Here is a 13,644-nt window from a genome sequence, read left to right as displayed (position 1 = left end):
GTTCACCTTTGCGTCCATGATGCTGTTCTACGGGACTTTATCCGATTCTTTCGGACGCCGCCCGGTCATCCTGTGGTCGCTGGTGCTGTATATCCTCGCTTCGCTGGGTGGCGCGCTGGCCGCCAACTTCGGCTTCCTGCTCACCTGCCGCATCTTCCAGGGACTGGCGTCCGGCGCCGGTTCGGTGATCGGCCGCGCCATCGTGCAGGACCGCTTTGACGGCATCGAGGCCCAGAAAATCCTCGGCAACATCATGATGGTGTTCGGCCTGGCGCCGGCCATCGCGCCGATCCTGGGCGGCTGGCTGCAGGTGTCCTTCGGCTGGCGTTCGATCTTCTGGTTCCTCACCACCTTTGGCGTGGTGATGTTCATTGCCGTCTGGCGCTGGCTGCCGGAAAGCTTGGCGGTCGAAAAACGCCATCCGCTGCATCTGGGCCTGATCGCGGCCAATTACTGGAAGGTGCTGCGCCATCGCCAGTTCCTGCTGCTGGCCGTGGCGCTGGGCCTGGCCTTTGGCGGCTTCGCGCTCTATATCGGTTCGGCCGCCTACTTCATCATGAACATCCTGCACCTGCCGGAGACGGCTTTCGCCTGGCTGTTCATTCCGCTGATTTCCGGCCACGTGGCGGGTTCCATGCTGAGCGGGAAGCTGGCGCACAAGCTGTCGCGCAGTGCGCTGATCCGCATCAGCTATAACGGCATGCTGGTGGCGGTGCTGATCAATGTGGGGTACAACTGGTTCTTCCCGGCGGAGGTGCCGTGGGCGGTGCTGCCGCTGTTCGCGTATTCCTTCTCGCTGGCGATCGCCATGCCGCCGCTGACCATCATCGCCATGGAGCTGTTCCCGCAAAACAGCGGACTGGCTGCGTCGATGCAGTCCTTCATCCAGATGCTGCTGTTTGCGCTGGTGTCCGGCCTGGTTGCGCCGCTGCTGTTCGACAGCGCACTGCACCTGGCGTACGGCGTGCTGGTGCTGCTGGTGCTTAGCTGGATCGCCTACTTCCTGGCCCATCCCGCAAAGAGCTGATCAGGGCCACGGCATCGGCGTCACTTCCACATACTGAGGGCCGCCGTGTTCGGGGTCGGGCGCGGCCTCCGGTGGCGGCGCCGACAGCCGCTGGGCGGGCGGCAGGCCCAGTCCGAGGATTTCCTTGCGCCCTTCCACGAAGTCGGACGTGGTCAGCGGATGCTCCTTATCCGGCCAGTTCGCAATCGCCCAGTTCTGCACTTCCTCAAAGCGCCGCCATACTTCAGCAATGAATTGACGGCGTTCTTCCTCGAATTCCATACAGCCTCCCTTGCAGTTTTTACCACTCTACACCAGGGCCACTAGGGCCGTCGCTTATTTGCCTTGACATTCTCTGCCTAGGCAATATACTTAGTTCATCAATGAAGGAAATGCGATGAACAAACCTGCCTGGAACACGATGCGCGGTGGCTTTTTGGGATACCTCCTCACCGAGGCCCGCAACGCCGTCACGCGCGAAATCGAAAAGGAACTCGCCCCGCTGGGCATCACCTCGGCCCAGTTCCGCGTGGTGGTCGGCATCGCCCACGAACGCGCCGCGACCCTGAGCGAGTTTGCCCGCTTCCTCGACATCGACACCGGCGCCATGAAGCGCCTGCTGGACCGGGTGGAGGAAAAAGGCTGGATACGCCGCGTGCGTTCGCCGAACGACCGCCGCACCCTGATCCTGGAGCTGACTGAAACCGGCCGCGCCATCTACCCGGAAATCATGGAAGGCGTGAGCAAGGTACACGAGCGCATGCTGGAAGGCCTGTCGCCGGTGGAGGAAACCCAGCTGCAATACTTCCTGCAAAAGATCACGGCCAACGCCGAGCGTTGATTTTTTTTAATTAAATACCTGCCTAGGCAGCTACATACCAAGAGGAAAATGATGAAAGCGCCCTTCTCCCTTGCCGGCATGGCGGCCATCGCGGCCCTGGTAGCAGGTTGTGCCAGCGACGGTGGCCTGAAGCCCCAGTCCACCTTGCGCAATGCCGACCAGCTGGCCGCCAGCGCCACGCTCGCCAACGTGCCCGTGACCGCTGCCGCCTGGCCCGCCGCCAACTGGTGGAAGCGCTACGGCGATGCCCAGCTGGACCAGTTGATCGACGAAGCCCTGGCCGGCAGCCCGACCTTGCGCATCGCCGAGGCGCGCGTACGCCAGGCCGTCGCGATTGAAGGCCTGTCCAACGCCAAGCTGTCGCCGCAAGTGACGGCCAACGCCAGCAGCACCCGCCAGCTGTACAGCGAAAACAATGCCCTGCCGCCCACCTTGGCCGGCAACTGGCAGTGGGCCAACGCCGCCACCATGAACTTTTCCTATGAGCTGGATTTCTGGGGCAAGAACGAAGCGGACCTGCAAGCTGCCATCGGCCGCCAAAACGCCGCCGAAGTGGACGCCCAGGCCACGCGCCTGCTGCTCATCGTCGGCATCACGCAAAGTTATCTGCGTCTGAATCAAGCCCACGCCCAGCTGGCGCTGGCGCAATCGGTGCTCAAGCAGCGGCAGCATGTGCTGGACCTGACCCGCCAGCGTGTCGCCGCCCAGATCGATTCCGACGTCGATCTGAAGCAGGCAGAATTGGCGATCCCGGTGGCGCGCGAACAGATCGCCGCTGCTCGGGAGGCGATCTCGCTGCTGCAAACCCAGCTCGCTGCGCTGACGGGGGCTGGTCCCGACCGTGCCGCCGCCATTGCGCCGCCGCAGCTGCACGCCGTGAAGCCGGCCGGCCTGCCTTCGTCCTTGCCGAGCGAACTGCTGGCCCGCCGCCCCGACGTGGTGGCACAGCGCTGGCGCGTGGAAGCCTCGCTGCAGGACCTCAAAGTCGCCAAGGCCCAGTTCTACCCCAGCTTCAATCTGACCGGCCTGATCGGCCTGCAAAGCCTGGGCTTCGGCAAATTCCTGCAAGGCGGCAGCCAGATCACCTCCCTCGGCGGCGGGCTGTCTCTGCCCATCTTCGACGGCGGCCGTCTGCGCAGCAACCTGGCGCTGCGCAACGCCGATTACGACGTGGCGGTCGAACAGTACAACCAGACCCTGGTCGATGCTTTGCGCGACGTGGTGAGCCAGCTGACCTCCATCCAATGGCTGCAGGAACGCGCCGCCTATCAGAACGAAGCGCTGGCCAAGGCCCAGCAAGCCTACGACCTGGCGGTGCGCCGCTACCAGTCCGGCCTGGGCAACTACCTGCAGGTGCTGGCGGTGGAAAGCCAGGTGCTAGCGCAGCAGCGCACCCAGATCGATTTTGATACCCGCGCCTTTGACCTCGATATGAACCTCGCCCGCGCGCTTGGCGGCGGCTACTGATAGGAGTCCACCATGAACAAGATCTACGTATCCGCCGGTGCAGTGCTCGCAGCCAGCGTGACCGGCGCGGCCTGGCTGATGAATGCCAACCCTTCCGCGCAATCGACCGATGACGCTTACGTCGAAGGCAATATCATCCAGGTCACGCCGCAAGTAGGCGGCAGCGTCACCATGATTGCGGCCGATAATACGGACTTCGTGAAAGCCGGCGAACCGCTGCTGCGCCTGAATGATGTGGATGCCCAACTGGCCGTGTCGCGCGCCGAAGCCCAGCTCTCGCGCGCCGTGCGCCAGGTGCGCGTGCAGTTCGCCAACGCCACACAGGGCAAAGCCAACGTCACGCTGCGGGCGACCGATCTGGCCCGCGTGCAGGCCGACCTGGCGCGCCGCCGCCAGCTGGCCAGTAGCGGCGCGGTGTCCGGCGAAGATGTGCACCACGCCGAAGATGCCGTCAAAGCCGCGCAGGCCGCGCTGGATGTGGCCCAGCAGCAGCTGGCCAGTTCGCAAGCCCTGGTGGACAAAACCACCATCTCCGACCACCCGGACGTGCAGGCGGCGATCTCGCAATTGCGCGACRCCTACGTGGCCGCCAACCGCACCACCGTGCGCGCACCGGCCAGCGGCTACGTCAGCAAGCGCAATGTGCAGATCGGCCAGCGCATCAATGCGGGCAGCGCCGTGATGTCCATCGTGCCGCCGGACCAGATGTGGGTCAACGCCAATTTCAAGGAATCGCAGCTGCGCCAGATCCATATCGGCCAGCCGGTACAGCTGGTGGCGGACGTGTATGGCAAGAGCGTGCGCTACACCGGCCGCGTGATCGGCCAGGAAGCCGGTACCGGCAGCGCCTTCGCCCTGCTGCCGGCGCAAAATGCCAGCGGCAACTGGATCAAGGTGATTCAGCGCGTGCCGGTGCGCATTGCGCTCGATCCGAAAGAGCTGGCCGCGCATCCGCTGAAACTGGGCCTGTCCATGCATGTGGAAGTGGACACCAGCCAGCCCGGCAACCCGTCCGTCAAAGCCGCCAACACGGTCTACAGCACCGACGTGTTCGAGCATGAAATGCAGGACGCCGATGCGGCCGTCGCCCGCATCATCGCCGCCAACGTCGGCACCGGCCAGCTGGCCAAGGTGAACTGAGATGAACGCGCCAGCCCAACCGCGCATGAAGCTTCTGTTGGCCACGATCTTCGTGCTGAACTTTATCGAGTTCCTGCAGGCGGGCATGCTGGCCTTCGGCGCCAGCGCCATCCAGGGCCAGATCAATGCCTCGCCGGAGGAATACAGCATCGTCACCGCCGCCTACGCGGCCGTGGCCATTGCCTCAATCGCCAAGATGCGCTGGTTTATCGAGCGCCTGGGCTGGCGCAAATTCATTTACGGTTCCATCGTCTTCTTCATTACCGGCGCCGTCATCAGCGCGCTGAGTGCAACGTTCACGCAATTCCTGCTGGGCCGCATCGTGATGGGTCTGGGCGGCGCAGCCTTCATGACCAGCGCGCGCATGCTGGTCAACCTCATTCCCGCCAGCCCGGCACGCATGAAGGGCATCCTGTCGTTCGCCAGCGCCCTTACCATCGGCAACGCTGCCGCTGCCTGGACGGTGGCCGAACTGTTCGAGGCCGACTGGTTCGCCGGCATTTTCGTGGTCCTGATCGCCTTGTCCCTGCTGGCCGCCGCACTGGCCACGGCCGCGGTGCCGGACCAGCCGCTGCCCGCCGAGCAGCACACCAGCGCCCATATGGGTCCCTTGCTGGCCATGGCGGCCGGCAGCTTCCTGGTGCTGTTCGCCATCCAGCGCGCGCTCTACGATTTCTACAGCAGCCTGCCCTATCTCCTGGTGCTCGGCCTCGCCGGCGCGGCGGCCATTGTCTGGTTCGTGCGTCACCAGCATGACCATGAACGTCCGCTGCTGGTGCTCAAGCGCCTGGTGCAGAAGCGTTATCTGGCTGGCTTGGGCGTGTTCGTGCTGGCTTATGTGGTCCTGGGCGCCAACAATGTGATGCTGCCAAGCCTGATGCAGCGAGCCATGGGTTTCAGCTGGCATAGCGCTGGAATGATTCAGTCGATCGGTCTGAGCTCCGCCTTCCTCGCGCTGATCGTCAAGCTGCGTATCCTGAAAACCTCGCCGTCGCCGAAGAAGTTCTATGTGGCGTCCTTCGTGTCCCTGGCGATCAGCGCCTGGATGCTCTCGCGTTTGACGGTGGAAGCCAACCTGTGGCGCAATGTGCTACCTGCCATCGCCTTCTTCGGCATGTTCGTGGTGGTGGTGCAGGCTACGACGGCGCTGCACGGCTTCGCCGAACTGGCAAAYGACGATGTCGCCTTCATGCACGGCCAGCAGGTGAAAAACATGCTGTCGCAATTCGGCGTGGCGCTGGGCATTGGTGGCGCAACCTTGCTGCAGCAATGGCGCACGGCGGAACATCTGTCGGTCTTGAACCGCCGCTTTGCCTCAGGCGATCCGGAATTGGGCCGCCTGCTGGAGCAGCTGACCAATGCCTTCGGTACGACGCACGGCGCACAGGCGGGCCAGGTGGCGCTTGGCCAGCTGACCCAATTGCTGAATCAGCAGGCGGCCCTGCTGTCAGGTCTGGAATACTTCCATGTGCTGGCGATCGTGTCGCTGGCGATGGGCGTGCTGATGTACTTCCAGCGCACCCTGGTGCTGTTCAAACCGGCTTGATGACGTAGGCGCAGCGGCGCTGTCCGGCCAGGATATGCTCCGCGCGGTCGACCTTGCAGCCGGGGCCGAGCACGCGGCGGAACACGTCCAACTCCGAACGGCAGAAGCTCTGGCACTCGCGGGCGGCGGCACAGATCGGACAGTGATTTTCGACCAGCAGCAGCGTGCCGTCGTCCTGCTGCTCCACTTCGGCCATATAGCCTTCCACGTCACGCGCCAGGGCCAAAGCCTGTACGCGTTCGGCCAACGCGGCGTTATCGTCAATGGCTTCGCGATAGAAGGCTTCGCTGGCTTGCTCACGCGCGATGATCAGTTTTTCCATGCCTTCCTCGCCGAACAGCGAGCGCACCTGCGTGATCAATTGCAGTGTGAGGTCGGAGTGGCGGTCGGGGAAACGTGCATGGCCAGCTTCGGTCAACAGCCAGCGGCGCGAAGGGCGGCCCACTTTTTCGGCCACATCCTCGTAGGTCACCAGGCCTTTTTCCTCGGCCGCTTCGAGATGGCGGCGCGCACCCATCGAGGTCAGCTCCAGCATGTCCGCCAGTTGCTGGGCGGTCTTCGCGCCGCGCGTTTTCAGCAGGAAGAGAATCTGGTCGGCGGTGTTCAAATGCTTGCTCCGGTAATGTTGGTAGGCGCCGGCGCCAGCTCTCCGCGCCAGCCGCGTAATCGCCGGCCAGCCCAGACGCTCAGCACCGCGCCAAGAATCAGGATTAGGCGGGTGTCGGCCAGCGTCAGCACCGAGCCGATCAGCGCCATCAGGATATTAGCAAAACAGAAGGTCATCGACAGTAATCCCATGACCGAGCCCTGGCCGTGCGCGGTGAACCTCTCGGCGCACCAGGCCTGCAGCGTGGCATTGTAGAAGGCGTTGGGAATGCCGAACAGGGCGATCGCGATCAAGCCGGTCCACATATTCCCCAATGCGACGCCGGCTACCGCCAGGCCCACCAGAGTCGCGAACATGCTGGCACGCTTGAGTGGATCGGTCTTGCTGGGACGGCCCGCAATCACAGCAGCCAGAGTCATGATCGCGCACAGCGCCATATTGATGGTGGCAATGCCGCGCGCATCGTAGCCGCCCTGCTCCACCAGCCATAGTGGATAGTATTCGTAGAAGGCCGTCACGCCGCAGGTGGCAGCCAGCTGGATGATGAACAGCGTACGCAAGTCCGTGTGGCCAAGCAGCTTGACCACATGGCGCTCGCGCGCTACCTGCCACCACGAGCTGCCATCGTTGTGCACCTGTTCGCGCGGTACGGTCGCGGCGACCAGCACCGCCGCCAGCACCAGCGCCACTACCGCAACAAGGAACGGCACGGCGATGCCGAAGCCTTGCGTAAAGCCTGCCAGCACCGGGCCGACCAGCCAGCCCAGATGCAGCGCGCCATTCACCAGCGACAGCGCACGCAGGCGCAGCGGACCATCCAGCCGTTCCGCAACCAGCGCCCGCGCCACGGCAGCATTCCCTTCCAGCAGACCGGTCACAAAGCGCGCCAGCACGAATAAGGGATAAGACTGCGCCACCAGCGCCGCAGCCGTCAGCGCGTGACCCACGGCCGCACCAAGAGCCGTCACCAGCAACAGCGGGCGCCGTCCGAAGCGGTCGGACAAAGGACCGATCAGCGCAGTGCCGATCAGCAGTCCAATCGGGTTGATGGTCAGCGCGATACCGAACAAAAGCTTGGGCGGCAGGCCAAGGAAGTTGTTCAGCGCATTCGGCGCATCGCCTGCAAACAGCGGCGGCAGAATCGGATATGGCAGCGAGGTGCCCACCGTGGACAACAAGGCCAACAGGCAGGTGGCTGCAATGAGGAGCGTGTTCTTCATGGATTGAACTATATGCCAGCCCAGCATATAAGTAAACTAATTAATTTACTTATCACTGGACAAACAGCGGCGCAGGCGGCACGCTGGCGGCATGGAACTGCACATCACTATCGAAGGCCGCAAGGATCTGGCGGGCCAGGTCTACCGCCAACTATCCGACGCCATCCGCAGCGGACGCCTGGCAGACGGCCAGCAACTGCCGCCAACGCGCCTGCTGGCCGAGCAGCTTGGCGTCTCGCGCAAAACGGTGGCCGAAGCCTACAGCCGCCTCACCCTGGACAAGCTGCTGGAAGGCCGCATCGGCGCCGGCAGCTTTGTACGCACGCCCGCCGAACCGCGCCTGCAGCGCACCGTCACACCGGCGCTGGCCAGCGCGGACATCCTCCAAAAGTGGGAGAAGCTGCATACGCCGCTGCGCGTAACGCCTGAAGGCCGTTCACGCTTCGACTTCATCGGCGGCCGCGGCACGCAGAGCCATTTCCCTGCCGAGGAATGGCGCCGCTGCTTGCTGTACGCGCTGCGCCAGGAAAGTGAAAAGCGCGGCCTGTACAGCCAGACCGAAGGCCTGCCCATCCTGCGCGAAGCCATTGCGCGCCATGTGTCCTTCGCGCGCGGTGTGCGCGCCGACGGTGGCAATGTCATGGTAACCAGCGGCGCCCAGCAGGCGCTGGATCTGCTGAGCCGCCTGCTGCTGGAGCCTGGCAGCGTGGTGGCGATGGAAGATCCGGGTTATCCCGCAGCGCGCGGCCTGTTTGCGGCACAGGGTGCGCGCATTGCCTCCGTACCGGTGGACGATGAAGGGATGGTGGTGGAGCACATTCCGGCGGACGCGCGCCTGATCTATGTCACGCCCGCCCACCAGCTGCCGCTGGGCATGCCCATGAGCGTGGCCCGCCGCGAAGCCTTGCTGGCACGGGCCGCGCAGATTGGCGCGGTCATCATCGAGGACGACTACGACAGCGAATTCCGCTACGAAGGCCGTCCCACCGATTCGCTGCAAAGCATGGATACACAGGGACTGGTCGCTTTCGTCGGCACGTTCTCCAAGGTGCTGCTGCCGGAACTGCGGCTCGGCTATGTGGTGCTGCCGCCCGCCTTGCGCAACGCGGCGCTCAAGGCCAAGTATCTGCTGGACTGCCATCCCAACACGCTGACCCAGCATGCGCTGGCCAAATTCATCGAGGATGGCTACCTGCTGAAGCATATCCGGCGCAGCCACGGCATCTACGCCACGCGCCGCGAACGCCTGATGCGCCTGTTCGCGGACGAGCTGTCACCATGGTTCCGCGCGGTACCCGTTACGGCGGGCTTTCATATCTCGGCGCTGGCCGAGCCGGGGGTGGATGTGGAGATGCTGATTCGCCTGGCGCACCGCGCCGAAGTCGGCCTGCATTCGCTGGCGGATTTCTACACCGAGATGCCGCCGCGCCAGGGCCTGTTCATGGGCTATGGCGCCATCGACGTGATGGATATCGAGACGGCGCTGCTGCGCGTGCGCGACATTTTGCTGCAGCTCGACGAAGCGGCGGGTCAATGACCCGCCCTACGATGCACGGCGCATTCGCGTAGGGCGGATCATTGATCCGCCGTGCCTCCTGTCAGGCGGCGCTGCGCGTCAGCTGCGGCAGTGACGCCATCAGATCCGAGAAACGCTGCCCCTGAATCATCACGTGATTGCGCAGCAGCTCGGCCGCAGCCTCGCCATCGCCGCGCAGGATGGCCTGCACCACCTCGTCATGTTCCGAATACGAATGCCCGATGCGATTGCGCACGCGCAGCTGCAGGCGGCGATAAGGACGCAGGCGGCGATACAGCCCGCGTGTCTGTTCAATTAAAAACTGGTTGTGCGAACCCGCATAGATCGCCTCATGGAAGGCCTCGTTGCGGTAGTAATACTCATCCGGCTCCTGAGCATCCACGGCATCCTTGCAGGCCTGGTGGGCAGCGAGCAGCGCCTGCTGCTCCTCCTGCGTCATGCGCCGTGCGGCGAGTCGGCCGCAAGTCGCCTCCAGCTCCGACATCACCTCAAACATTTCCACCAGCTGCTGCGGTCCCAGCTCGGCAACAATCGCCCCGCGCCGTGGCCGGATGACAACAAGACCCATCGATGACAGCTGAATCAGCGTCTCGCGGATGGGCGTGCGCGACACCCCAAAACGTGTCGCCAGCTCGGTTTCGTCCAAATGCTGCCCCGGTTTCAGCTCGCCCATCGCGATCATTTCCTCGATGGTTTCCCTCAGGGTGGATGAGTGTTTCGTCATAGCACTGCTCATTTCTATGTATATGAGACCTCATTATAAGACGTATATTTCGCTTGACAATGTATGCCATGAATATATTCTTGTATACATAAAAACCAAAGACGCATACTTTTCTTGGAGGAAGACATGACGCAAATGACCCGCAGGGCTGTTCTCGGCGCACTCGCAACCAGCCCGCTGTGGCTGAAAATGGCCTGGGCGCAGACCGGCAGCCTGAAGCTTTCCCATCAATTCCCCGGAGGTACGCTCACCGAAGGCGACTTCCGCGACCGTCTGGCGCGCATGTTCGCCGCCGAAGTCGAGAAGCGCACCAAGGGCGCGCTGAAGTTCAATATCTATCCCGGTTCTTCGCTGATGAAGACCAACGCTCAGTTCTCGGCCATGCGCAAGGGTGCGCTGGACATGTCGCTGGTGCCGCTGTCTTACGCCGGCGGCGAAGTCCCTGAAGTGAACATCGGCCTGATGCCCGGCCTCGTCACCTCGTACGAACAAGGCTACGGCTGGAAGAACCAGGAAGTCGGCAAGGAGCTGACCAAACTGCTGTGGGATAAGGGCATCGTCCTGGTGACCTGGATCTGGCAGGCGGGCGGCGTGGCTTCACGCGTGAAGCCTGTTGTGAGCCCGGACGATGCAAAAGGCATGAAGATCCGCGGTGGTTCGCGCGAGATGGACCTGATCCTGAAAGCCRCCGGTGCTGCCGTGGTGTCCCTGCCGTCCAACGAAATCTACGCTGCCATGCAGACTGGCGCCATGGATGCGGCGCTGACTTCCTCCACTTCCCTGATCTCCTTCCGCCTGGAGGAAGTGTCGAAAGCGCTGACCACCGGCCGCGGCACGGCTTACTGGTTCATGTTCGAGCCGCTGATGATGTCGCGCGCAGCCTACGAGCGTCTGCCGAAAGACCAGCAAGCTGCCATCATGGCGGTTGGCGCCGACCTGGAAAAATTCGCCCTCACCGCCGCCAAGGCCGACGACGACCAGGTGGCCGCCGTCTACCAGAAAGCCGGCGCCAAAGTGGTGGACCTGGACAAGGCCATCGTCAAAAAGTGGCAGGACATCGCCCGCACCACCGCCTGGAAAGACTATGGTGAGCGCAACGAGAACTGCGCCAAGCTGCTCAAACTTGCGGAGAAGACGCTGTGAGCCACGGCTTCGAGCTGAACCCGGCCAAAGGGCCGGTGCTGCCGACCGCTCCCGGCGTTGCATCGGCGGCAGGCCTGATCAACAAGATCAATAACGGCCTGCTCTACCTGTCCATGTTTGCCATGGTGCTGACGGCGCTGATCCTGACTTACTCGGTCATCTCGCGCTACTTCTTCCATGCGCCGACTGACTGGCAGGATGAAGCGTCCATTTTCATGTTGGTGGGCGTGACCTTCTTCTGCTGCGCTTATGTGCAATCCTTCCGCGGCCATATCGGCATCGAGGCATTGGCGGCGATCCTGCCTCCCAAAGTGAATGCTGTCCGACTGTTCATCGTCGATGTGCTGTCCTTCGCCTTCTGCGCCTTCTTCTCCTGGAAGTCGTGGACGCTGTGGCATGAGGCGTGGGTGGATGGCCAGACCACCACCTCCACTTTCGCGCCGCCGCTGTGGATTCCCTACTCCATGATGGCGGCGGGCATGACCTTGCTGACCCTTCAGATCCTGCTGCAAATCGTCGCACGCATCACCGATAAAGGAAGTGCATCATGAGTGAGCTGTCTCTTGGCGCTTTGTACGGCGCCGTTACTTTGGTCGTGATGTTCTCCGGGATGCCGATTGCGTTCGCACTGGGCGTGGTTGCAACCTCGTTCATGTACTTCTTCATGCCGGAAACCTCGCTCGACACGATCACCCAGAACGTGTACGAGGAAATGGCGTCGATCACGCTGCTCTCCATTCCCCTGTTTATTTTGAAGGGTGCGGCCATCGGTAAATCGCCTGCCGGCAAGGACCTCTACTCGGCCATCCACACCTGGCTGCACAAGGTGCCGGGCGGACTTGGCATCRCCAACGTATTTGCCTGCGCGCTGTTTGCGGCAATGGCCGGTTCCTCGCCTGCCACCTGCTCCGCCATCGGTTCCGCCGGTATTCCGGAAATGCGTGCACGCGGCTACTCTCCCGGTTTCGCGGCAGGCATCATCGCGGCGGGCGGCACGCTGGGCATTCTGCTGCCGCCGTCGATCACCATGATTCTCTACGCGGTCGCTGCCGAACAATCGCTGGGCCGCCTGTTCCTGGCCGGCATTGGCCCTGGCGTGCTGCTGGTGGTGCTGTTCGCCGGCTACGCCGTGTACCGCGCCCGTTCCGAGTATCACGCTGCGAAAGCCATCTACGAACAAGGCGGCGTGAAGTCGGCCTATCTCGAAGACGAACACTTCACCATGCGCCAGAAAGTGGAAATGCTGCCGCGCGTGCTGCCTTTCATCGTCCTGCTCATCGGCGTCATGATCGCACTGTATGGTGGCTTCGCTACGCCATCCGAAACGGCGGGCCTGGGCGCGCTGCTGGCACTAGTGCTGATCGCCATCGTGTACGGCGCGTGGAAGCCGAAGGATCTGTCGCCGATCCTGACTTCAACGATCAAGGAATCAACGATGCTGCTGCTGATTATCGGCATGTCGCTGCTGTATTCCTACGTCATGAGCTACCTGCACATCAGCCAGGCCGCCGCCAGCTGGGTAGTGGGTATGCATCTGTCGAAGTGGGTACTGCTGGCGACGATCCTGGTGCTGGTGATCGTGCTGGGCTTCTTCCTGCCGCCGGTGTCGATCATCCTGATGACGGCGCCGATCATCCTGCCGCCGCTGCGCGAGGCGGGCTTTGACCTGATCTGGTTCGGCGTCGTGATGACCATTGTGATGGAGATGGGCCTGATCCACCCGCCGGTTGGCCTGAATATCTTCGTCATCAAGAATATTGCGCCGGACATACCGTTGAAGGACGTGATCTGGGGCGTGACGCCTTTCCTGCTGCTGATGGTCGCTGCGGTAGTGCTGCTTTGCGTCGTCCCCGGCATTGCCACCGGCCTGCCTGACATGGTCATGGGAGCGAAATAATGAATGCCCCAACGCGAGTATGGGACACGCTGCAACGCAACCGCGCCGAACGCCTGGCGCGGGCGCAAGCAGCGTTGGGCAGCGAGCTGGCGGGCAAATCCCTGCCGGCCGCCCGCATCGGCGACCTGCTGCACGCGGTGCTGGAATGCGGCGACCGCGTCTGCATCGAAGGCAATAACCAGAAGCAGGCGGACTTCCTGGCGCAGGCCTTGTGCCAGCTCGATCCGCAACGTATCAACGATCTGCACATGCTGCAGTCGGTGCTAACCTTGCCGGAACATCTGGATGTCTTCGACCGTGGCATCGCATCGAAGCTGGACTTCTCTTTCTCCGGCCCGCAGGCGGCCCGTGTGGCCAAGCTGGCGTCGGCGGGCAAACTGAATATCGGCGCCATCCACACTTACCTGGAGCTGTTCAGCCGCTACTTCATCGACCTGCCGCCGCGTGTGTCGCTGGTGGCGGCGGAAGCGGCCGACCGCCGCGGCAATATCTACACCGGTCCGAACACCGAGGACA

The 13,644-nt window shown here is 63.1% G+C and carries 14 protein-coding genes; 10 read left to right on the top strand and 4 right to left on the bottom strand.

Annotation, left to right across the window (positions count from 1 at the left end; genetic code table 11):
• Window positions 1-1,027 (top strand): multidrug effflux MFS transporter (locus AB4Z11_RS07315; protein ID WP_442023915.1); only part of this gene is annotated, 1,027 nt, incomplete at its 5' end.
• Here AB4Z11_RS07315 and AB4Z11_RS07310 read toward each other — a convergent pair.
• The gene (locus AB4Z11_RS07310; RefSeq protein ID WP_442023913.1) at window positions 1,028-1,288 is read right to left on the bottom strand and encodes a hypothetical protein; all 261 of its coding nucleotides are present in this window, start codon (window positions 1,286-1,288) and stop codon (window positions 1,028-1,030) included.
• Between the two features lie 115 nt (window positions 1,289-1,403).
• Between AB4Z11_RS07310 and AB4Z11_RS07305 the strand changes: the two genes are divergently transcribed.
• From AB4Z11_RS07305 to AB4Z11_RS07290, 4 genes are read left to right on the top strand one after another with little or no spacing between them, the layout of a single operon-like run.
• Window positions 1,404-1,847: a MarR family winged helix-turn-helix transcriptional regulator gene (locus AB4Z11_RS07305; RefSeq protein WP_442023911.1), complete on the top strand. Its 444-nt coding sequence runs from the start codon at window positions 1,404-1,406 to the stop codon at window positions 1,845-1,847.
• Window positions 1,848-1,895: 48 nt separating this feature from the next.
• Complete coding sequence (locus AB4Z11_RS07300; RefSeq protein ID WP_442023909.1) at window positions 1,896-3,314, top strand: efflux transporter outer membrane subunit; 1,419 nt, start codon at window positions 1,896-1,898, stop codon at window positions 3,312-3,314.
• A gap of 12 nt (window positions 3,315-3,326) precedes the next feature.
• Entirely contained in the window at window positions 3,327-4,454 is a 1,128-nt protein-coding gene (locus tag AB4Z11_RS07295; RefSeq protein WP_442023907.1) for an HlyD family secretion protein, read from the top strand.
• 25 nt (window positions 4,455-4,479) lie between these two features.
• Complete coding sequence (locus tag AB4Z11_RS07290; RefSeq protein WP_442023905.1) at window positions 4,480-6,000, top strand: MFS transporter; 1,521 nt, start codon at window positions 4,480-4,482, stop codon at window positions 5,998-6,000.
• Here the strand turns inward: AB4Z11_RS07290 and AB4Z11_RS07285 are convergent.
• Window positions 5,987-6,607 (bottom strand): helix-turn-helix transcriptional regulator, encoded by a 621-nt coding sequence (locus tag AB4Z11_RS07285; RefSeq protein ID WP_442023903.1) that lies wholly within the window; start codon window positions 6,605-6,607, stop codon window positions 5,987-5,989. The two genes, AB4Z11_RS07290 and AB4Z11_RS07285, sit on opposite strands and share 14 nt — an antisense overlap.
• Window positions 6,604-7,827: an MFS transporter gene (locus AB4Z11_RS07280; protein ID WP_442023901.1), complete on the bottom strand. Its 1,224-nt coding sequence runs from the start codon at window positions 7,825-7,827 to the stop codon at window positions 6,604-6,606. Before AB4Z11_RS07280 ends, AB4Z11_RS07285 begins: the two co-directional genes overlap by 4 nt.
• A 91-nt stretch (window positions 7,828-7,918) precedes the next feature.
• On the opposite strand from AB4Z11_RS07280, the gene pdxR reads away from it, so the two are divergent.
• Entirely contained in the window at window positions 7,919-9,364 is a 1,446-nt protein-coding gene (gene pdxR / locus AB4Z11_RS07275) for a MocR-like pyridoxine biosynthesis transcription factor PdxR (protein WP_442023899.1), read from the top strand.
• 61 nt (window positions 9,365-9,425) lie between these two features.
• Here the strand turns inward: pdxR and AB4Z11_RS07270 are convergent, their stop codons facing one another.
• Window positions 9,426-10,088, bottom strand: a complete 663-nt coding sequence (locus tag AB4Z11_RS07270; protein ID WP_442023897.1) for a GntR family transcriptional regulator — start codon at window positions 10,086-10,088, stop codon at window positions 9,426-9,428.
• Between the two features lie 126 nt (window positions 10,089-10,214).
• Here AB4Z11_RS07270 and dctP point away from each other — a divergent pair, with 126 nt between their 5' ends.
• The 4 genes from dctP to AB4Z11_RS07250 all read left to right on the top strand — a co-directional run.
• Complete coding sequence (dctP, locus tag AB4Z11_RS07265; protein ID WP_442023895.1) at window positions 10,215-11,231, top strand: TRAP transporter substrate-binding protein DctP; 1,017 nt, start codon at window positions 10,215-10,217, stop codon at window positions 11,229-11,231.
• A complete protein-coding gene (locus AB4Z11_RS07260) occupies window positions 11,228-11,782 on the top strand; it encodes a TRAP transporter small permease (RefSeq protein WP_442023893.1) in 555 nt (184 codons plus the stop codon). Before dctP ends, AB4Z11_RS07260 begins: the two co-directional genes overlap by 4 nt.
• Window positions 11,779-13,128: a TRAP transporter large permease gene (locus AB4Z11_RS07255; RefSeq protein ID WP_442023891.1), complete on the top strand. Its 1,350-nt coding sequence runs from the start codon at window positions 11,779-11,781 to the stop codon at window positions 13,126-13,128. The genes AB4Z11_RS07260 and AB4Z11_RS07255 overlap by 4 nt, the downstream gene beginning before the upstream one ends.
• On the top strand, window positions 13,128-13,644 hold a 517-nt coding region (locus AB4Z11_RS07250), incomplete at its 3' end, for a malonate decarboxylase subunit alpha (protein ID WP_442023889.1). The genes AB4Z11_RS07255 and AB4Z11_RS07250, both read left to right, overlap by 1 nt.

Source organism: Pseudoduganella sp. RAF53_2 (assembly GCF_052113985.1).
In the GTDB taxonomy this organism is placed as follows: Bacteria; Pseudomonadota; Gammaproteobacteria; order Burkholderiales; family Burkholderiaceae_D; genus Rugamonas.
This window is presented reverse-complemented; position numbering and strand designations above follow the sequence as displayed.

What these genes read in the sequence shown, in the direction of transcription:
- AB4Z11_RS07310 (WP_442023913.1), bottom strand. Translation starts at nt 1,288, where the DNA reads ATGGAATTCGAGGAAGAACGCCGTCAATTCATTGCTGAAGTATGGCGG.
- AB4Z11_RS07305 (WP_442023911.1), top strand. Translation starts at nt 1,404, where the DNA reads ATGAACAAACCTGCCTGGAACACGATGCGCGGTGGCTTTTTGGGATAC.
- AB4Z11_RS07300 (WP_442023909.1), top strand. Translation starts at nt 1,896, where the DNA reads ATGATGAAAGCGCCCTTCTCCCTTGCCGGCATGGCGGCCATCGCGGCC.
- AB4Z11_RS07280 (WP_442023901.1), bottom strand. Translation starts at nt 7,827, where the DNA reads ATGAAGAACACGCTCCTCATTGCAGCCACCTGCCTGTTGGCCTTGTTG.
- pdxR (WP_442023899.1), top strand. Translation starts at nt 7,919, where the DNA reads ATGGAACTGCACATCACTATCGAAGGCCGCAAGGATCTGGCGGGCCAG.
- AB4Z11_RS07270 (WP_442023897.1), bottom strand. Translation starts at nt 10,088, where the DNA reads ATGACGAAACACTCATCCACCCTGAGGGAAACCATCGAGGAAATGATC.